The organism is Ruegeria sp. AB11 (assembly GCF_056536325.1).
Window position 1 is genome coordinate 3,720,200 of the sequence record NZ_JBQFJO010000001.1, and the last position, 18,268, is coordinate 3,738,467.

General features: G+C 59.7%; 17 protein-coding genes, 1 tRNA gene and 2 pseudogenes. 14 read left to right on the forward strand and 6 right to left on the reverse strand.

The annotated features are described in order from the left end of the window. The first annotated feature begins 67 nt into the window (after positions 1 to 67). The 5 genes from ACR3EJ_RS18655 to cobT all read left to right on the forward strand — a co-directional run bounded on the left by ACR3EJ_RS18655 (position 68) and on the right by cobT (position 8,608). On the forward strand, positions 68 to 1,543 hold the full coding sequence (locus ACR3EJ_RS18655; RefSeq protein WP_170542922.1) for a Y-family DNA polymerase: 1,476 nt from the start codon (positions 68 to 70) through the stop codon (positions 1,541 to 1,543). After that, complete coding sequence (locus ACR3EJ_RS18660; protein ID WP_170542920.1) at positions 1,540 to 4,887, forward strand: error-prone DNA polymerase; 3,348 nt, start codon at positions 1,540 to 1,542, stop codon at positions 4,885 to 4,887. The genes ACR3EJ_RS18655 and ACR3EJ_RS18660 overlap by 4 nt, the downstream gene beginning before the upstream one ends. Before the next feature lie 145 nt (positions 4,888 to 5,032). Continuing rightward, a complete protein-coding gene (cobS, locus tag ACR3EJ_RS18665) occupies positions 5,033 to 6,019 on the forward strand; it encodes a cobaltochelatase subunit CobS (RefSeq protein WP_010437533.1) in 987 nt (328 codons plus the stop codon). A 13-nt stretch (positions 6,020 to 6,032) separates the two neighbouring features. Continuing rightward, on the forward strand, positions 6,033 to 6,734 hold the full coding sequence (locus ACR3EJ_RS18670) for an aspartate/glutamate racemase family protein (protein ID WP_170542918.1): 702 nt from the start codon (positions 6,033 to 6,035) through the stop codon (positions 6,732 to 6,734). After that, the gene (gene cobT / locus ACR3EJ_RS18675) at positions 6,731 to 8,608 is read left to right on the forward strand and encodes a cobaltochelatase subunit CobT (protein ID WP_170542916.1); all 1,878 of its coding nucleotides are present in this window, start codon (positions 6,731 to 6,733) and stop codon (positions 8,606 to 8,608) included. The genes ACR3EJ_RS18670 and cobT overlap by 4 nt, the downstream gene beginning before the upstream one ends. Here the strand turns inward: cobT and ACR3EJ_RS18680 are convergent. Next, complete coding sequence (locus ACR3EJ_RS18680; RefSeq protein ID WP_170542915.1) at positions 8,605 to 8,766, reverse strand: hypothetical protein; 162 nt, start codon at positions 8,764 to 8,766, stop codon at positions 8,605 to 8,607. The genes cobT and ACR3EJ_RS18680 overlap by 4 nt on opposite strands. 139 nt (positions 8,767 to 8,905) lie before the next feature. On the opposite strand from ACR3EJ_RS18680, the gene ACR3EJ_RS18685 reads away from it, so the two are divergent. The 9 genes from ACR3EJ_RS18685 to ACR3EJ_RS18725 all read left to right on the forward strand — a co-directional run bounded on the left by ACR3EJ_RS18685 (position 8,906) and on the right by ACR3EJ_RS18725 (position 15,766). Continuing rightward, positions 8,906 to 10,078 carry an alpha/beta hydrolase gene (locus tag ACR3EJ_RS18685; RefSeq protein ID WP_170542913.1) on the forward strand — a complete coding sequence of 391 codons (1,173 nt, stop codon included), beginning with the start codon at positions 8,906 to 8,908 and terminating at the stop codon, positions 10,076 to 10,078. Positions 10,079 to 10,149: 71 nt separating this feature from the next. Next, positions 10,150 to 11,940: an aminopeptidase P family protein gene (locus ACR3EJ_RS18690; RefSeq protein WP_170542911.1), complete on the forward strand. Its 1,791-nt coding sequence runs from the start codon at positions 10,150 to 10,152 to the stop codon at positions 11,938 to 11,940. A gap of 63 nt (positions 11,941 to 12,003) precedes the next feature. After that, positions 12,004 to 12,348: a DUF427 domain-containing protein gene (locus tag ACR3EJ_RS18695; RefSeq protein WP_170542909.1), complete on the forward strand. Its 345-nt coding sequence runs from the start codon at positions 12,004 to 12,006 to the stop codon at positions 12,346 to 12,348. A 292-nt stretch (positions 12,349 to 12,640) separates the two neighbouring features. Next, positions 12,641 to 13,516: a carbon-nitrogen hydrolase family protein gene (locus tag ACR3EJ_RS18700; RefSeq protein ID WP_170542907.1), complete on the forward strand. Its 876-nt coding sequence runs from the start codon at positions 12,641 to 12,643 to the stop codon at positions 13,514 to 13,516. Between the two features lie 90 nt (positions 13,517 to 13,606). Next, positions 13,607 to 13,825 (forward strand): translation initiation factor IF-1, encoded by a 219-nt coding sequence (gene infA, locus ACR3EJ_RS18705; RefSeq protein ID WP_005978431.1) that lies wholly within the window; start codon positions 13,607 to 13,609, stop codon positions 13,823 to 13,825. 10 nt (positions 13,826 to 13,835) lie between these two features. After that, complete coding sequence (locus ACR3EJ_RS18710; RefSeq protein ID WP_170475663.1) at positions 13,836 to 14,414, forward strand: Maf family protein; 579 nt, start codon at positions 13,836 to 13,838, stop codon at positions 14,412 to 14,414. Beyond that, on the forward strand, positions 14,411 to 15,433 hold the full coding sequence (locus tag ACR3EJ_RS18715; protein ID WP_170542905.1) for a ribonuclease E/G: 1,023 nt from the start codon (positions 14,411 to 14,413) through the stop codon (positions 15,431 to 15,433). The genes ACR3EJ_RS18710 and ACR3EJ_RS18715 overlap by 4 nt, the downstream gene beginning before the upstream one ends. Next, positions 15,430 to 15,612 carry a DNA gyrase inhibitor YacG gene (locus ACR3EJ_RS18720; protein ID WP_170542903.1) on the forward strand — a complete coding sequence of 61 codons (183 nt, stop codon included), beginning with the start codon at positions 15,430 to 15,432 and terminating at the stop codon, positions 15,610 to 15,612. Before ACR3EJ_RS18715 ends, ACR3EJ_RS18720 begins: the two co-directional genes overlap by 4 nt. A gap of 79 nt (positions 15,613 to 15,691) precedes the next feature. Further along, positions 15,692 to 15,766, forward strand: a tRNA-Phe gene (locus tag ACR3EJ_RS18725). A 41-nt stretch (positions 15,767 to 15,807) separates the two neighbouring features. On the opposite strand, the gene ACR3EJ_RS18730 is transcribed toward ACR3EJ_RS18725, so the two are convergent. From ACR3EJ_RS18730 to ACR3EJ_RS18750, 5 genes and pseudogenes are all read right to left on the reverse strand, one after another. Further along, positions 15,808 to 16,899, reverse strand: a complete 1,092-nt coding sequence (locus tag ACR3EJ_RS18730) for a tyrosine-type recombinase/integrase (protein WP_170542901.1) — start codon at positions 16,897 to 16,899, stop codon at positions 15,808 to 15,810. Positions 16,900 to 16,984: 85 nt separating this feature from the next. Then, positions 16,985 to 17,224, reverse strand: a complete 240-nt coding sequence (locus ACR3EJ_RS18735; protein WP_480423312.1) for an integrase core domain-containing protein — start codon at positions 17,222 to 17,224, stop codon at positions 16,985 to 16,987. A 27-nt stretch (positions 17,225 to 17,251) separates the two neighbouring features. After that, a pseudogene (locus tag ACR3EJ_RS18740) lies at positions 17,252 to 17,356 on the reverse strand (hypothetical protein); the annotation flags it as partial. Between the two features lie 188 nt (positions 17,357 to 17,544). After that, a pseudogene (locus tag ACR3EJ_RS18745) lies at positions 17,545 to 17,793 on the reverse strand (IS3 family transposase); the annotation flags it as partial. Positions 17,794 to 17,823: 30 nt separating this feature from the next. Next, positions 17,824 to 18,111, reverse strand: coding sequence for a transposase (locus tag ACR3EJ_RS18750; RefSeq protein ID WP_170703282.1), 288 nt, complete (start codon positions 18,109 to 18,111; stop codon positions 17,824 to 17,826). Positions 18,112 to 18,268 lie beyond the last annotated feature (157 nt).

The following is an 18,268-nucleotide window of genomic DNA, read 5'->3' on the forward strand; positions in this document are numbered from 1 at the left end:
CTCAAGGACTCGACTCATTGAGGGTCAAGAACATATAAGAACAAATGTAGAACATTTGGGGGTTTATATGTTCGGCGGGATGCAGCGCCGCATCGTTTCACTCTGGTTTCCCCGGCTGGCAAGCGACCGGGCTTTGCGCCTGCGCCCGGTCGATGGCCCGTTTGTTCTGACGCTGAAACAGAATAATGCAAACCGGGTGTATTGCCTGAACACGCAGGCACAGCGGCAAGGCCTGCACAGCGGCATGCCCTATTCCGATGCCCGCGCCTTTTGCCCCGATCTGCAAAGCCATCCTGCCGACCCGCAAGGGGATCAGCGGTTTCTGCACGCTCTACGCCGCTGGGCCACGCGCTATTGCCCCTGGGTCGGGCTCGAGGGTGAGGATGGGTTGGTTCTGGACATCACAGGATCGGCTCATCTTGCGGGCGGGGAAGAGATGATGCTGACCGATATGCGCAGGCGTCTGGCCCGGGCCGGGCTGGCGGTTCAGATCGGTCTGGCCCCAACACGCGGCGCGGCCTGGGCCCTGGCGCATTACGGCGAAGGGGTCGCGACCCAGGATACGCTGAAAGCGATCCGCACCTTGCCGGTGGCAGCGCTGCGGCTGGATGAGGATACCTCGGTCGCGCTGCAACGGCTGGGACTGCGCCGGATTGGCGAGCTGGCGCAAACCCCGCGCGCGCCATTGACGCGCCGGTTTGGCCCCGAGGCTCTGATGCGTCTGGATCAGGCGCTGGGGGACCAACCCGAACAGATCACACCGCTGGCCAATCCGCCCCATTACGGCGTGCGCATGACTCTGCCCGAGCCCATTGGGCTGCTGTCCGACATGATGGCCGGGGCGGAACGGCTGCTGGAACGGCTCTGCGACAAGCTGAAAGCGCAGGAAATGGGCGCGCGCAAGCTGTGCATGACCTTGCGCCGGGTGGATCAGGACCACCAGCAGGTCGAGCTGCGCCTGGCTCGCCCTCTGCGTGACCCGTACCGCATCCTGCCCCTGTTCGAACGCGGGCTGGCCGAGGTGGATGCAGGCTTTGGCGTCGATCAGCTGCGGCTGGAGGCCACGCTGGTGGAACCCCTGCCCGTGCGCCAGATCAGCCGCGCCGCAAGCCGGGACAAAGATCAGTTGGACGACCTGATCACCCGCATCGGCACCCGCATCGGGTTGGAGCAGGTCCACCGCCTGCTGCCCGCGCAAAGCCACATCCCCGAACGCAGCTTCATCATCTCGCCCGCCGCCTATTCCGACCCCGCAGGCGGTTGGTGCGCCCTGCGCCCCCGCCCCCTGCACCTGTTTCCGCCGGAACCCATCGCTGGATCGGGGCCGCACCCGCCACGCCGCTTTCGCTGGCGACGCATGTCGCTGACCACAGGCCGCTCAACCGGCCCCGAACGCATCTGCCCCGAATGGTGGCTCGAGGATGAGAACTGGCGCACGGGCTTGCGCGATTACTGGCAGGTCGAAACCCGGCAGGGGCGGCGATTGTGGCTGTATTACACGCCGCAAAATCCGGGATGGTTCGTGCATGGGGAATTCGCATGAGTAAACCGAACCCGCCCAGCTCACACGCGCAGGACCCCGGCTATGCCGAGTTGTGCGTGACCACAAATTTCACCTTCCTGACCGGAGCCTCGCACCCAGAAGAGCTGGTGACCCGCGCGGCAGAGCTGGGCCTGAAAGCCATCGCGATCACCGACCGAAACTCTCTGGCCGGGGTGGTCCGGGGCTGGAGCGCGTTGAAAGAGCTGCGGCGCGAGGCGGAAGGCGCGGTTCAAATCCGCTCGCAACACCGGCTTGATTCCTCGTCCCGGCAAGAGGTCGGGCATGTGCAGCCGATCAACAAACCGGACGTACCCGCCCTGCCCAAGCTGATCGTCGGCTGCCGTCTGGTTCTGCGCGACAGCGCGGTGCACTGGCTGGCCCTGCCCCGCGACCGCGCCGCCTATCAGCGACTGACCCGCCTGCTGACGCTGGGCAAGCGACGGGCCGAGAAAGGCGACTGTCATCTGGATATGCGGGATATGCTGGCGGCCTGTCAGGGGATGATCCTGATCGCGCTGCCTCAGGCAGGGTTGAAACAGGCCATCCCCGATATTCAGACCGTCCGGCGACAATTCCCCAATTCGGTCTTTCTGGGGGCGGTGCCACGCTATGACGGCAGTGATCGGGCCTATCTGGCGGCCTGTGCGCAGGCAGCTCTGCGGGCCTCGGCCCCGATGGTGGCGGTGGGCGATGTGCTGATGCACCGTGGCAGCCGCCGCCAACTGGCCGATGTGCTGACCTGCATGCGCGAGCACATCACGATTGACCAGATCGGCACCCGCGCCCTGCCTAATGCCGAACGGCGGCTGAAAGGCTATGCGGATATGGCCCGGCTGTTTCAGGATCACCCCGGCGCGCTGCGCCGCACGCTGGAAATCGCCGACCGCTGCAGCTTTGACTTAACTGAGTTGTCTTATGAATACCCCGACGAGATCGCCAGTACCGAAACCCCGCTGGCGCGATTGGAACGTTTGGCCCGCGAGGGGCTGAAACGACGCTATCCCGATGGGCCGTCTGAGAGGACCATCAGCCTGATGAAAAAGGAACTGGCCCTGGTCGCCGATCTGGATTTCCCGGCCTATTTCCTGACCGTGCATGACATTGTGCAATTCGCCCGCTCGCAGGGCATTCTGTGTCAGGGGCGCGGCTCGGCCGCCAATTCGATCCTGTGTTATCTGCTGGGCATCACCGATGTCAGCCCCGACATGATCGCCATGGTGTTCGAGCGTTTTGTCTCGAAATACCGGGGCGAGCCGCCGGATATCGACGTGGATTTCGAACACGAGCGGCGTGAAGAGGTGATCCAGTGGATTTACGAGAAATATGGCCGCCACCGCGCGGGCCTCTGTGCCACGGTCATCCATTTCCGATCCCGCGCGGCAATCCGCGAGGTGGGCAAGGTGATGGGCCTGTCTCAGGACGTCACCGCAGGCCTGTCCGGCCAGATCTGGGGGATGAGCAATGGCGGCGTTGATGCCGAGAGGCTGCAGGAACTGGGCCTCGACCTCAAAGACCGGCGGCTGATGCAGACGGTCCGACTGATTGGCGAGATCATCGGCTTTCCGCGCCACCTGTCGCAGCATGTGGGCGGGTTCGTCATCACCAAAGGGCGGCTGGATGAGCTCTGCCCGATCGAAAACGCCGCGATGGAAGACCGCACCGTGATCGAGTGGGACAAGGACGACATCGACGCGCTTGGCATTCTAAAGGTGGATATATTGGGGCTGGGGATGCTCAGCTGCATCCGCAAGGCGTTTGACCTGATGCAGCAGCATGACGGCGAAACCCTCAGCATCGCCACCGTCCCGCAAGAGGATACGGCGACCTATGACATGCTCTGCGCCGCTGATGCGGTGGGTGTGTTTCAGGTCGAAAGCCGGGCGCAGATGAATTTCCTGCCCCGGATGAGGCCGCGCGAATTCTACGATCTGGTGATCGAGGTTGCCATCGTCCGCCCCGGCCCCATTCAGGGCGATATGGTGCAGCCCTATATCCGGCGGCGCAACGGGCTGGAAAAATCCGAACCCTTCGGCCCCGCTTTGGAAGAGGTGACGCGGCGCACGCTGGGCGTGCCGCTGTTTCAGGAACAGGCCCTGCAAATCGCCGTGGTAGGCGCAGGTTTTTCGGCGGAAGAGGCTGACCATCTGCGCCGCTCCTTGGCCTCGTTCCGGCGCATGGGGACGATTGGCACATATCGTGACAAGTTCATCGCGGGGATGCTGAACAATGGCTATACGCCCGAGGTCGCCGACCGCTGCTTTGGCCAGATCGAAGGCTTTGCCGATTACGGCTTTCCCGAAAGCCACGCGGCGGCTTTTGCCATGCTGGCCTATGTCTCGGCCTGGATGAAATGCCACCACCCGGCGATCTTTGCCTGCGCGTTGCTGAACTCGCAGCCCATGGGGTTTTATGCCCCCGCCCAGATCGTGCGAGACGCGCGCGAGCACGGGGTCGAGATCCGCCCGGTCTGCGTTAACACCTCGACCTGGGACAATCTGCTGGAACGCCGCGCCGACGGGGCGCTGGCCCTGCGGCTGGGTTTTCGCCAGATCAAAGGGTTCAAGCAGGAGGATGCGGATTGGATCGTGGCCGCGCGGGGTAATGGGTATCCGGACCCCGAAACGCTGTGGTTGCGGGCCGGGCTGCGCCCCGATGTTCTGACGCGTCTGGCCGAGGCGGATGCGTTCTCCGGCATGGACCTGACCCGGCGCGACGCCCTGTGGCATGTCAAAGCCATCCGCAGCCGAACCGCTCTGCCGCTGTTCAATGACCCCATCGATGGCGAAAGCATCAACGAGCCACCGGTGAACCTGCCGGTCATGCATCTGGGCGAGGAAGTGGTCGAAGACTATGTCTCAACTCGCCTGACCCTACGTTCACACCCGATGGAGCTGTTGCGCCCGTCCATCCCCGGCCTTGTGCCCCATGCCACGCTGCAGGACATCCCGCTGGGCCGCTACAGCGTGTGCGGGCTGGTGATTACGCGTCAGCGGCCGGGAACCGCCTCGGGCGTGATCTTTCTGACGCTTGAGGATGAAACCGGGGTCAGCAATGTGGTTGTTTGGCCTAAGGTCTATGAACGGTTTCGCCGCATCGTGATGGGCGGGCGGTTGTTGCAGGTCCGCGGGTATCTGCAGCGCGAGGGGATCGTCGTGCACCTGATCGCGCAGGAGATCACTGATATGTCGCACAAACTGTCCGAGCTTGGGCACCCGCTGGATGAGGCCATCGGCATCACCCAACCGCAAGCTGATGACACCCCGCGTCCCCGACAGAACGGCCCAAGCGCCCGTCATCCGCGCGAACAGGCCAAGCGGCTGTTCCCGAGCCGGGATTTTCACTAGAACCCGCGCCATCATAAGGCCAGTTTCAAAGAAACATCCGGCTAGCGTGATCCGGTCACCTCTTTCCCTTGCCCTTGCCCGCAATATGTTGCACCACACACGGGTTCAAACCCGGTGAACGGGCCAAAGGATAAGGACAAGGTGCATGGCTGACGGATCGATCGACATCAACGCAAAACCCACCGAGGACATTTCGGTTCGCGAGGTGTTTGGCATTGACAGCGATATGGCAGTCAAAGGCTTTGCCGAGCGCAGCGACCGCGTGCCGGTCATCGACCCGACCTACAAGTTCGACCCCGAAACCACATTGGCGATTCTTGCCGGCTTTACCCATAACCGCCGGGTGATGATTCAAGGCTATCACGGCACCGGGAAATCGACCCATATCGAACAGGTCGCTGCCCGTCTGAACTGGCCCGCCGTGCGTGTGAACCTCGACAGCCACATCAGCCGGATCGACCTGATCGGTAAGGATGCGATCAAGCTGCGAGACGGCAAGCAGGTCACCGAGTTCCACGAAGGCATCCTACCCTGGGCGCTGCGCAACCCGGTTGCCATCGTGTTCGACGAATACGATGCGGGCCGTGCGGATGTGATGTTCGTGATCCAACGCGTTCTGGAGCATGACGGCAAGCTGACCCTGCTGGACCAGAACGAAATCATCACGCCGAACCCGAACTTCCGTCTGTTTGCGACTGCAAACACCGTGGGTCTGGGCGACACCACCGGCCTCTATCATGGCACGCAACAGATCAACCAGGCGCAGATGGACCGCTGGTCGCTGGTTTCGACACTGAACTACCTCAGCCACGATGCCGAGACCATGATCGTGCTGTCCAAAGCCCCCCATTACAACACTGCCGAAGGCCGCAAGACCGTCAGCCAGATGGTCACCGTCGCCGACCTGACCCGGACTGCCTTTATGAACGGCGATCTGTCCACCGTCATGAGCCCCCGGACCGTGATCAACTGGGCCCAAAACGCCGAGATTTTCCGCAACATCGGCTATGCCTTCCGCCTGTCCTTCCTGAACAAATGCGACGAACTGGAACGCCAGACCGTAGCTGAGTTCTATCAGCGTTGTTTTGATGAGGAACTGCCGGAAAGCGCGGCGAGCGCCAGCCTGGGGTGACAGGGGGGCCGCCATGCATATCGGATTGATTGGCGGGATCGGTGTTGCTGCAACGGTGGTTTATTATCAGCGCCTGAGTGCGGCGATGGCGGCGCGTGGAAAGCCGATGGAACTGACCATCGTGCATGCGGATGTGCAGGAATTGATCCGCAACAATCTGGCGGACGAACGGGATGCACAGGCGCAGGTCTACGCAGGGCTCATTGATCGCCTGAAGGCGGCAGGTGCGGATTGCGCCGCAATCACGTCGCTGGGTGGGCATTTCTGCTATGATGAGACCGTGCCATTGTCTTCGTTATCCCTTGTTTCGGCCGTAAAGCCTCTGGATGCGTATTTCGCCTCACAGGGGTTTGGCACTGTTGGGTTGCTGGGAACGCGTGTTGTGATGCAGACCAAACTTTATGGTCAGCTTGGGCAGACCCGGGCGGTTGCGTTTGAAGATGAGATCGAAGTGTTGGGACAAGCCTATCAGGACATGGCGGTCGCCGGGGTTTGCTCCAATCAGGATCGCGCGCTGTTTCTGGACGCAGGTCGCCGTATGGTGGATGATTTGAATGCTGATGCCGTCGTTTTGGCTGGGACCGACCTGAACCTTGCCTTTGACGGGCGAGATCCCGGATATAAGGTTGTTGATGCGTTGGATGTGCATGTGGATATGCTGGCGCGTCTGGCAAGTGATGAAATGACGCTTGAAGAAGCAGGGGCGGACAGATGAGTAAACCAAACGACAACCCTGCTGATCCTTTTAAAAAGGCGCTGGCCGAAGCCACCAAGGTCATGGCCGATGACCCCGAGCTTTCGGTAAGCTATACGGTCGACCCCTCAGGTCTGTCAGGCGAGTCCATGCGGCTGCCGCAGGTCTCACGCCGGATGACGCGCGAAGAGGTGTTGTTGGCGCGCGGCACGGCAGATGCTCTGGCCCTGCAGCGCAAGTACCATGACGACGCGACGCACGCGCGCTATGCGCCTCCAGGAGATATGGCGCGGGATCTTTATGAGGCGATGGAAACGGCCCGCTGCGAGGCGATGGGCGCACGGGACATGCCCGGAACCGCGTCAAATATCGACGTCAAGATCGGGCATGAGGCGATCCGGCGTGGCTATGACCAATGCAAGCAGCCTGCGGATGCGCCTTTGGCTGTGGCGGCGGGCTATCTGATCCGACATCTGGCCACCGGGCGCGATATGCCGCCTGCGGCTGAGAATGTCATGAACCTGTGGCGCGGGTTTATCGAGGAACAGGCCGGCGGCGTGCTTGAAAACCTTGATGAGGTGCTTTCGGATCAGGCCGAATTTGCCAAGTTTGCCCGCCAGATGATCAAGGATCTGGGCTATGGCGACCAGCTGGGCGAGGACCCTGATGAGCTGGACGATGAGCAGGAAGATCAGGCCGAAGAAGATGCCGAAGAACAGCCCGATCCCGACAGCACCGGCCAGGATGATCAGGACGAACAGGACGCCGACGCGACGCCTGAGCAAACTCAGGAAGAGCAGCAAGACCAGTCTCAGGCCCAGGTCTCGATGGACGAGATGGCCGAAGACGAGATGGGCGATGAGGCTGAAATGCCCGAGGGCGAGGCTCCTCTGGAGCCGCCTGCCCCGCCACCTGCGTCCGAGGCGGATCCGGACTACAAGGTCTATCTGAACACCCACGACGAAGAGATAGCAGCCGAAGATCTTGCCGAACCGGCCGAGCTGGAACGCCTGCGCGCCTATCTGGACCAGCAATTGGAGCCATTGAAGGGCGCGGTCAGCCGTCTCGCCAACAAACTGCAACGCCGCCTGCAAGCGCAGCAGAATCGCAGCTGGGAGTTCGACCGCGAGGAAGGCATTCTGGACGCAGGCCGTCTGGCGCGCGTGGTGGCGAACCCGACCACACCGTTGAGTTTCAAGGTCGAGAAAGACACCGAGTTTCGCGATACCGTAGTGACGCTGCTTTTGGACAACTCGGGCTCGATGCGCGGACGTCCGATTTCGATCGCCGCGATCTGCGCGGATGTTCTGGCCCGAACGCTGGAACGCTGCAACGTCAAGGTCGAGATTCTGGGCTTTACCACCCGCGCGTGGAAAGGCGGTCAGGCGCGTGAGGCGTGGCTGAACGATGGCCGCCCGCAGCAACCGGGGCGTCTGAACGACCTGCGCCATATCATCTACAAGGGCGCCGATGCCCCATGGCGGCGTGCGCGGCCCAATCTGGGGCTGATGATGAAAGAAGGCCTGCTGAAGGAAAACATCGACGGTGAAGCTCTGGAATGGGCCCATCGCCGGATGCTGGCGCGGCGCGAGGCCCGCAAGATCCTGATGGTCATCTCGGACGGCGCTCCGGTCGATGATTCCACGCTCAGCGTTAACCCGGCGAACTATCTTGAAAAGCACCTGCGCGACGTGATCGCCATGGTCGAAAAACGCAAGATGGTCGAATTGCTGGCCATCGGCATCGGCCACGACGTGACGCGGTATTACGACCGCGCCGTGACCATCACCGATGTAGAACAACTGGCCGGAGCCATGACCGAGCAATTGGCAGCGCTCTTCGACAGCGATCCCCGCGCACGGGCGCGTGTCATGGGGATGAAGCGGGCCAGCTAAGCCCGCCGCTCCTGCGCCGTCAGGCGAAGCACCAGATTTACCAGCCAATTGGGCATGGATATTGCCCTGCCCGAGGGTTCAGCGCGCGGGCGGGATAGGCTTGGCCGATGACGGGCAGCCGGGTGGTGCAATAACGCGGTGTCAAAGGGAAGCATCATCTGTATCTCCTGTCTGTTGCTTCCAATGTGGTCTCTATGCGCCGCGCCCGCTTGAAGGCGATCCTGAGAAACCCTCGAGAATTCCTTGGGATAATTATTGAAACTTGAGGCCTGCGCCGAAACAGAGTGTATTCAGCCCATGCGATATGAGTTTGCAGACTGTGTTCTTGATGTGGACCGCCACGTATTGCTGCGCGGCGGCGAGACCGTACCGGTAGAACCGCAGGTCTTTGATCTGCTGGAATTGCTGGCTGAAAGCCCCGGTAAACTGGTTGTCCGAGAGGAGATCATCGATCGGGTCTGGAACGGCCGGTTTGTCTCGGATTCAACGATCAGTGCACGCATTGCGGCAGCCCGTCGGGCTGTTGGTGATGATGGCAAGTCACAACGGATCATTCGAACAATCGTCCGACGCGGATTGCAGATGACAGCCGAGGTCAAAAGCGACGCTGGTTCAAACTCGGACGAGAACAGACAGACCCAGAAACTGCGTTATGCCCAAGGCAGCGATGGCCGGCCAATCCCCTATTCGCTAACGGGCAGTGGTCACCCCGTTCTTCGCATCGGCTCGGTCATTCATGATCTGGAAGCCGAATGGCGCTTGTCTTCTGAACGCACCCGGTTGATAGATATGGCCAAGCAATTCCGCCTGCTGCGCTACAACAAGGATCACGGAGTAAGCTCCAACTCGGACCATCAAGCCGTCTTTGACCTCAGAATCCAGGAAATTCTGGCAGTCACCAAGGCCGCCGGGTTCGAGCGTTTTTCGATCATCGGCGAGTTTGGGGGCACTTTCCCGGCCCTGCATTTTGCGGCACGGCATCCGGATCGGGTGGACAAGCTGGTGATCGCTGGCGGTTGGGCCGAAGGGCGCGACCACCGGGGTGATACGAAACAACCCGATTCCATCCGAACCATGATTTCAGAAGGCTGGCAAACACCGGGCGGTGGATACGCGATGGGCTCGACTCTCAGTTATTTTCCGGAAGGCCCGCTCGATGATGTCCGCCAAATGGTGCAAGAGATGCAGGCGCTATATTCGCGCGAGCAAAAGCTCTTGTATCGAGATATTGGAAACAGCACATCCGCCTTGCATCTGTTATCCGAAATCACTTGCCCAACCCTGATCCTGCACGGACGCCACACCGAAGTTCACCCTCTGACCGAGGCACGCAAACTGGCTGCAGGCATTCCAAATGCCTCGCTTGTTATCCTTGAAACCGCCAATCAAATTCCGCTGCCCGGAAACCCCGCCTACGAGATCTACATGCAAAGCCTCATCGAATTTCTTGGAGCGCCCTCGGATAGCTGATCTGGCGCTGGACATTCTTTGGCGCAGCCCTCAGGTTTCACCGCATCCAAATCCACCCGAAGAGGCCGCCCATGTTTCAGAGTTTCGAAGTGACCGCCCGCCCGGAACAAGGCCCCCCGCGACTGGCGGCCCTGCGCGAAGAATTGGCGGGCGAAGGTTTGCAGGGTTTTCTTGTCCCCCGCGCAGATGCACATCAGGGGGAATATGTGGCCCCTCGGGATGAACGGTTGGCCTGGCTTACCGGTTTCACAGGGTCTGCGGGGTTCTGCGCGGCACTCGCGGATATTGCCGGGGTTTTCATCGATGGACGCTATCGCACGCAGGTGAAGGCGCAGGTCGCTGAAGACTACACGCCAGTCCCGTGGCCCGATGTCAGCCTAAGCGCGTGGTTGAAAGAACAGCTACCAGATGGCGGAAAGGTCGGGTTTGACCCATGGCTTCACGCGGCAGGCCAGATTTCATCTGCGCAGAAAGAGCTTGAGGGCAGCGGGGTTGAGCTGCTGCGCTGCGATAACCTCGTGGATCGGGTTTGGGCGGATCAACCCGCCCCTCCCATGAATCCGGTCAGAGTGCATCCGATTGAATTTGCGGGTGAAAGCGCCGAGAGCAAGATCCATCGCCTCGCCGATGAGCTAAGAACAGCGGATCGCACGGCTGCAGTGATCACTCTGCCGGATTCGATCATGTGGCTGCTGAACATTCGGGGCTCGGACATCGCGTATAATCCGGTGGCGCATGGGTTCGCCATCCTGCACGGCGATGGTCGCGTTGACCTGTTCATGGCCGCCGCCAAGCTGTCCGAGATAACGGATCATTTGGGCGACAAGGTTACCCAGCACGAGCCCGACACATTCCTGACGGCAATCGAGGCGCTAGAGGGCAAGGTGCAGGTTGATCCAAATACGGTTCCGCAAATCGTGGCGGATACGTTGGGGGACCGTTTGGTAGACGGCGGCGATCCCTGCGCCTTGCCCAAAGCCCGCAAGAATCCAGCCGAAATCGCTGGCACCGCCGAGGCGCATCTACGCGATGCTGCAGCGGTGGTGGAACTGCTATGCTGGCTGGAGGCGCAGACCCCGGGCAGCCTGACCGAGACAGAAGTGGTGACAAAGCTGGAAGAGAGCCGCCGCCGGGACAACGCGCTGCAGGATATCTCATTCGACACCATCGCGGGCACTGGACCAAACGGCGCCATCATGCATTACCGGGTGACTGAAGAAACAGACAGTCGGTTGGAAAACGGTCACCTGCTGGTGCTGGACAGCGGTGGGCAATATCTGGACGGCACCACCGATATCACCCGCACGATTGCGATCGGTGATGTGGGGGATGAGGAAAAAGCATGCTTCACCCGCGTCCTCAAAGGCATGATCGCCATGTCGATGCTGCGCTGGCCTGTTGGTCTGGCCGGGCGTGATATCGAATGCGTCGCACGGCTGCCTCTGTGGCTGGCCGGGCAGGATTTCAACCACGGGGTCGGGCATGGGGTCGGTACCTATCTCAGTGTGCACGAAGGTCCTCAGCGCCTGTCACGGGTCAGCCACGTCCTGCTTGAGCCGGGAATGATCCTGTCGAACGAGCCGGGATATTATCGCGAGGGCGCCTTTGGTATCCGTCTGGAAAATCTCGTCGTCGTGGAGGAGGCCCCCGCCCTGCCCGGTGGTGACGACGAACGCGCCATGCTGAACTGGCGTACGCTGACTTATGTCCCAATCGACAGGCGTTTGATTGTAATAGATATGCTGACACGAGAGGAACGTACTTGGCTAAACGCCTATCACTTCGATGTGGTGGAAAAAATCCGACCAAGGCTGGGCGACGACGCTCAACTGTGGTTGGATGCCGCAACTGCGCCGGTTTGACACCGGCATGTTACATAGATTGGGCAGAGGAGAAGCCCCGAACCGACAAGGGAAGGAACAGGAATGACAGACACCATCACAATTCGCAAAGCGCCGGGTAAATGGAGCGTGCGTTCAGGCGGCGCAATTCTAGGTGAAACCACAGCTGCGCTGGAATTGCTTGAGGGTGATAAAGACCCGGTCATCTATTTCCCGCGCACGGATATCGCTATGGCTTTTCTGGATCGCACCGACAAAGTGACCCAATGCGAAGGCAAGGGGGAGGCCACGCATTTCTCGATCGTGAACAAATCATCAGTCACTAAAAACGCGGCGTGGAGCTATGAGAACCCACTCGATACCATCGCCGAAATTAAGAACCATCTGGCGTTTTATCCCGAAGACTCGGTCAAAGTTGAACGAATTTAGGTTCAATATTTGCCTCTACTTTACAATTGATGTGTTCGATGCCCATCAAAGCTGACTGTCCACTCCATCTTGTTGCCAAGATCGGGCCTACTCGAAGATAGCCAGAGTATCGATAATCCAGCTCGTGGGATGTTGGCGGCCGGTTCTACGATCTAGTAGGGAATGCTTCGATCCGGGTCTGGCCTCGAGGCTCCCGAGATTTGATGATCCGTAACGAGCAACATAATGCTTGTATTGGTCCGGCGTAATTTGCGGCCCAGAGATCCGACACGCTGCAAAACGGGGAAAATGAATGAAAATCGCAACTGCTGCTTACAACCTGAATTGGCTCGACAGTTGGGCGCAATATGAAGACAAAGTTGAGGCGTGGGTTTCCGAAGCCGTAAGTCATGGTTCCAATCTTCTCGTGTTCCCCGAGTATGGTGCGATGGAGTTGTCGACACTCGATGGTCCCAAGGTGGCAGGTAATCTTGAACGTTCTATCCACGCCGTTTCCGACCGGTTGGAAGATGTACAAGACATACATTCCCGCCTGGCGATGACGTACAATGCATACATTCTGGGTGCGTCAGCCCCGGTGATCGACGGATCAGGCCGTCCAGTGAACCGCGCAGTCCTCTACGCTCCTGATGGTCGCCGCGACCATCAGGACAAGCAGATCATGACACGGTTTGAGCGCGAGGTCTGGGACATCGCCCCAGGTGGTCCGTTGAAACTGTTCGATACCGCTTTGGGTAAAATCGGCGTTCTCATCTGTTATGACAGTGAGTTCCCGCTCTTGGGTCGCGCGCTGAGCGAGGCCGATCTGATCCTCGTTCCATCCTGTACCGAAGCCCTGTCCGGTTATTGGCGCGTGCGGATTGGCGCCATGTCCCGCGCTCTTGAGAATCAATGCGTTACGGTAATGTCATCATTGGTTGGCGGCAATGAATGGTCTGAAGCGGTAGACATGAATACCGGTATGGGCGGCGTGTTTGGCCCGCCCGATATCGGGTTCCCGCCGACGGGTGTGCTTGCCGAAGGCACTCTGAATACAGCCGGCTGGACCTATGCCGAGGTCGACCTGTCCGCAATCGCAAACGTCCGTGCGGACGGTCGTGTGTTGAACCGCACCCATTGGGTCGAGCAAGATGCCCGAGTCGATTCGGTCACAATATCGCCTCTTTAGGTGACTTCGCCCTTGAAATAAGGCCGGAATAGGCTCATTTAAGCGCACGAACTGCAGATTCTGCAGGTGCAACGTAATGATGGAGACAACATGGCCAAGGAAGATACGCTCGAATTTCCCGGTGTCGTGAAGGAACTCCTGCCTAATGCGACGTTTCGGGTCGAGCTGGAAAACGGCCATGAGATCATCGCACATACGGCAGGCAAGATGCGCAAGAACCGCATCCGTGTTCTGGCCGGCGACAAAGTTCAGGTCGAAATGACCCCTTATGATCTGACCAAGGGTCGGATCAACTACCGCTTCAAGTAACGCCCTACACATGGCGTTTATCCTCGGATCGGGCAGCCCAAGGCGGCTGGACCTGCTGGCGCAGCTTGGCGTTCAGCCCGATGCGATCCGTGCGCCGGATATCGATGAAACGCCGCTGAAAGGCGAACTGCCAGCCCCCTATTGCAGCCGCATCACACGGCAAAAAGTGCAGGCGGTTCAGGCAGATAGTGATGATATCACCCTATGCGCCGACACAACGGTCGCACTGGGCCGCCGTATTCTTGGCAAACCCGAAGATGCGGGACAGGCTGCCGAATTTCTGCACGCCCTGTCCGGCCGACGCCATCGGGTGATCACCTCGGTCGCGGTGCGGCGCGGCGACAAAATTCTCCAGCGCGACGTGGTTTCTCAGGTCAAGGTGAAGCGGCTGTCTGATACCGAAATCAATGCCTATCTTGCGACGGATGACTGGCAGGGCAAGGCCGGAGCCTATGCGATCCAAGGCCCTGCTGGTGCCTTCATCCCATGGATTTCAGGCTCGTTCACCGGTATCGTCGGCCTACCCTTGTCCGAAACTGCCGCACTGCTGCAAGGCATAGGCTATCCGCTATATCGCGAGGCATCATGAAGGGTCGTACCATCATTCTAGATCATATTCAGGGACGCGAAGCTGCAGCCCTGATGGTAGATGGCATCCTCGACGATTTTCTGATCGCCGCAGATACCCCGGCACCCGGCACGATCTACCGTGCCCGTGCGGATCGCCCGGTCAAAGGTCAGGGCGGTATGTTTCTGACCACCCCCGATGGCCCGATGTTTCTGAGACAGGTCAAAGGGTTGGTCCCCGGCGCGCTGCTTTTGGTGCAGGTGACTGGGTATGCCGAGCCCGGCAAAGCCATCCCCGTCACAAACCGCATCCTGTTCAAAAGCCGCTATGCAATCGTGACACCCGACGCTCCCGGCTTGAACATCTCGCGCCGTATCCGGGATGAAGATGTACGCGACCAACTGCTTGAAATCGCTCATGAACAGATGGGCGACAGCCCGCACGGCCTGATCTTACGCTCATGCTGCCAAGGAGCCGAGCCAGGTGAGATCGCTGAGGATATCTCGGCCATGCTTGCGCTGGCCGAGCAGGTGCTAAGTGACTCAGGCACAGAACCCGAATTGCTCAGTGAGGGCGATGGCCCACATATCCTGGCCTGGCGCGATTGGACGGATCCGGCCGAGGTCGTGACCGCATCTGGTGGTTTCGAAGACCATGGCGTGCTGGACGCGCTTGACACCGCACAGGGGATTTCCGAAGCGCTGCCCGGTGGGGGGCACCTCTATATCCAACCGACCCGCGCCCTGGTTGCGGTTGATGTAAACACCGGTGCCGACACGTCTCTGGCCGCTGGGACCAAGGCTAACTTCGCCTGCGCCAAAACCCTGCCGCGCGCCCTACGCGTGCGCGGGCTGGGAGGTCAAATCACGCTGGACCTCGCACCGATGCCCAAGAAAGACCGGAGAGGTTTCGAATCTGCCTTACGGTCGGCTTTCAAGTCCGATCCTGACGAGACAATCCTGGCCGGTTGGACACCGCTGGGCCATTTCGAACTTCAGCGCAAACGTGGTCGTATCCCTTTGACGGAGATCCTGAAATGAGCTGCCCGATCTGCGGAGAATACACTCAGCAGGCCTTTCGCCCATTCTGCTCGAAACGCTGCGCGGATATCGATTTGGCAAAGTGGCTGAACGGTTCATATGCGGTGCGATCGCAACGTGAAGAAGACGCCGAGTCGACTTCGGAACCAACCGAAAGCCCCACGCCCCGCCCGCATTGAAAAAATGTCAAAAAGCCTCTGGACACTGCCTGTGGCAAGTCATAGAAGGCCTCCACCCAATGGCAAACGCCATTCCCGTGCCCGGGTAGCTCAGGGGTAGAGCAGTGGATTGAAAATCCTCGTGTCGGTGGTTCGATTCCGCCCCCGGGCACCATTCAAGAGTTTGATTTTTCTCAATATTCAATTTTGAGCCTTTCAGGGTTTGACAGTTTTCTTGAAGGGTTTGACAACTCTTGATCTGCGTTCGTTCTCCTTTTCTAGTGCTTCCATCGTGATCCGGTTGCGGTCCGCGAGGTTGGCGGACCGGGAATAGTGACGGGCCATAGATGGGGTCTTTTGCCCCAGCAGGTCCGCAATCTGGCGTTCCTCAAGCCCTGCTTCTCGCAGTGTAGTGGCCACGGTATGCCGCAGCCCCTTGAGCGTCAGGCCGGGTTGCACAGCGCCCTCAGCTTCCAGCTTTTTCTTGAAGCGGTACCAGACCGTCGAAAAGCCATTGTAGGTCCAAGGCTTTCCGTTTGATGAGGCAAGGATGGTCACGGCGTCGTGCGTGGGCGCAGCATCCAGAGCCGCTTGCAGCGTCGGACCGATTGGAACGGCAACTTCCTGGCCCGTCTTGCCCCTGACGCCCCAGATCGTGTCGCCGTCTATCTGGCGACGGGTCAGCTTAAGCGCATCGGACGGATCAAGGCCGGTATTCATAATCAACGCCACCGCCACTCGAACGTGCGGGGCGGCCCGATCCAGCACAACTGCGCGTTCTTCCACCGTCCAAGGCCGGTTGGCATAGGGCCGATTTTTCGGGCGCGGCTTGGGAATGACACCTGCCGCATAATCCCGGTCGATCAGACCGCGCGGAATGGCATAACGAAAAACTTGACTCAGGAAGGTGCGGACCATGTTTGCTCGCCGCCAGCCAATCTTGTCCGCCGCTTTGTCATGGATGCCCGAAACGAGGGGCGTCGTGATTGCTGAAACAGGCGTGTTCCGGATTGGGTACAGGAAGTCAGCGCACTTGCGATAGTCGCGCTTGGTGGCGTCCGACAGATTGCCATAGTGTTCAGTCTGGAAATAGGCATTGACCAGCCCGCCAAGGGTTCCCGGCTTAGGTGCTTGCGCCTTCCTCGCCTCTACAATGGCAGCAATGCGGGCGCATTCCGCAAAAAACTCAGCCGATCCTAACGGAGTTTTTTCCAGGTCGATCTTGTGACTCGTGGCGCGATGATAGCAGCGCGGTTTCCCGTGCCGATCATCGAATATCTTGAAACCTCTAACCCTGACACGTGTCATTACAACTTGCCAAGAATGACGTCCTGCGTTGCCATCTCGGCCCCTTCCTTCATTGCATCAATCCAATTGTCCAGATCGCGCTTGTCTAGCCCCCGTGTTCTGGGCCATCTCGGACTAGAGTTTCGGGGACTGGTGGGCGCATGTTGAGGGCCTGATGCGGCCGGGTGTGGTTGTATTGCCTGAGCCAGCAATTGATCACGATCTGTGCCTGCTTGGTCGTTGTGAACCATTCGGAATTGAGAACCTCGCGGCGGAGCGTTCCATTGAACCTCTCGTTGTATCCGTTCTCCCAGGGAGAGCCCGGGTAGATCCGGATCGGGTTCACACCGACCTTCTCGAGCCAACTCTGGGTTGCCCGTGAAGAGAACTCTGGGCCGTTATCGCTTCGAACGAAATCAGGCTTTCTGTGGCGCAGGAACAGCCCGTAGAGAACCTCCAGCACATCTTCAGAACCCATGCGGGTCCGAACTTCCACTGCGAGCGCCTGGCGGGTGTATTCATCCAAACCGTGAGCATCTTGTAGCTCCGCCCATTGCTCAGCTTGTCGTGAACGAAATCGACGCTCCAGACATGGTTAGGATGCGTCGGTCGGAGTCGAATGATCGAGCTGTCCTTGTGGTACAGGCGACGCTTCTTCTTGTGCCGCTGCGGGAGTTGCAGACCTTCCTCCCGCCACAGCCGTTCTACCTTCTTGTGATTGACACGCCAGCCCTCGACCCGAAGTAGCTGCGCCACCTTACGGTAGCCATACCGGCCATAGCTCTTGGCCAGACGGATCATGGCCAGTCGAAGAGCATCATCGTTCTTCTCTACGGCCTGATTGCATGGAGCTGCGTGCAAGGCCGACCACCTTGCAGGTGCGACGCTCTGATGTGCCGAGCTTCTGGCGAGCATGAATGACGGCCTGACGAAGTTGGCTCGTCGTCAGGCCCTCGGTTTTAGGTAGTTCAGACTTTCTTTGAGGATCAGCTTGTCCAGTTCCAGTTCGGCCACGATCTTCTTCAGCCGGGTATTTTCTTTCTCCAGGCTGCGCAACTCCGACAGTTGCGACTTGCCCATGCCACCGAACCGACGCCGCCAATTGTAGTAGGTCGCATCGCTGACACCGACACCACGACAGGCTGTCCGAACATCGTCGCCATCTGCCAGCTTCAGTTCAATCTCACGCAGCAGCTTCAGAATATCTTCGTCCGAGTATCGCTTCCGAGCCATCCCTTGTTCCCCCTTCTCGGCCAAAGTAGTGGCCCAAGTTTAGGGGGCAAAGACACCTGGTTGGCGGCGGGTTTCGGGGTCGGAACATTTCTGAGTTTCAGTTTTGAGACGGCATTGCCAAAAACCATTGCTCGCATAGTTTTTTTCTCTGGGTCTC

What these genes read in the sequence shown, in the direction of transcription:
- ACR3EJ_RS18695 (WP_170542909.1), top strand. Translation starts at nt 12,004, where the DNA reads ATGACAGACACCATCACAATTCGCAAAGCGCCGGGTAAATGGAGCGTG.
- ACR3EJ_RS18720 (WP_170542903.1), top strand. Translation starts at nt 15,430, where the DNA reads ATGAGCTGCCCGATCTGCGGAGAATACACTCAGCAGGCCTTTCGCCCA.
- ACR3EJ_RS18670 (WP_170542918.1), top strand. Translation starts at nt 6,033, where the DNA reads ATGCATATCGGATTGATTGGCGGGATCGGTGTTGCTGCAACGGTGGTT.
- ACR3EJ_RS18660 (WP_170542920.1), top strand. Translation starts at nt 1,540, where the DNA reads ATGAGTAAACCGAACCCGCCCAGCTCACACGCGCAGGACCCCGGCTAT.
- ACR3EJ_RS18685 (WP_170542913.1), top strand. Translation starts at nt 8,906, where the DNA reads ATGCGATATGAGTTTGCAGACTGTGTTCTTGATGTGGACCGCCACGTA.
- ACR3EJ_RS18690 (WP_170542911.1), top strand. Translation starts at nt 10,150, where the DNA reads ATGTTTCAGAGTTTCGAAGTGACCGCCCGCCCGGAACAAGGCCCCCCG.
- infA (WP_005978431.1), top strand. Translation starts at nt 13,607, where the DNA reads ATGGCCAAGGAAGATACGCTCGAATTTCCCGGTGTCGTGAAGGAACTC.
- ACR3EJ_RS18730 (WP_170542901.1), bottom strand. Translation starts at nt 16,899, where the DNA reads ATGACACGTGTCAGGGTTAGAGGTTTCAAGATATTCGATGATCGGCAC.
- cobS (WP_010437533.1), top strand. Translation starts at nt 5,033, where the DNA reads ATGGCTGACGGATCGATCGACATCAACGCAAAACCCACCGAGGACATT.
- ACR3EJ_RS18655 (WP_170542922.1), top strand. Translation starts at nt 68, where the DNA reads ATGTTCGGCGGGATGCAGCGCCGCATCGTTTCACTCTGGTTTCCCCGG.
- ACR3EJ_RS18710 (WP_170475663.1), top strand. Translation starts at nt 13,836, where the DNA reads ATGGCGTTTATCCTCGGATCGGGCAGCCCAAGGCGGCTGGACCTGCTG.
- ACR3EJ_RS18680 (WP_170542915.1), bottom strand. Translation starts at nt 8,766, where the DNA reads ATGATGCTTCCCTTTGACACCGCGTTATTGCACCACCCGGCTGCCCGT.
- cobT (WP_170542916.1), top strand. Translation starts at nt 6,731, where the DNA reads ATGAGTAAACCAAACGACAACCCTGCTGATCCTTTTAAAAAGGCGCTG.
- ACR3EJ_RS18750 (WP_170703282.1), bottom strand. Translation starts at nt 18,111, where the DNA reads ATGGCTCGGAAGCGATACTCGGACGAAGATATTCTGAAGCTGCTGCGT.
- ACR3EJ_RS18715 (WP_170542905.1), top strand. Translation starts at nt 14,411, where the DNA reads ATGAAGGGTCGTACCATCATTCTAGATCATATTCAGGGACGCGAAGCT.
- ACR3EJ_RS18700 (WP_170542907.1), top strand. Translation starts at nt 12,641, where the DNA reads ATGAAAATCGCAACTGCTGCTTACAACCTGAATTGGCTCGACAGTTGG.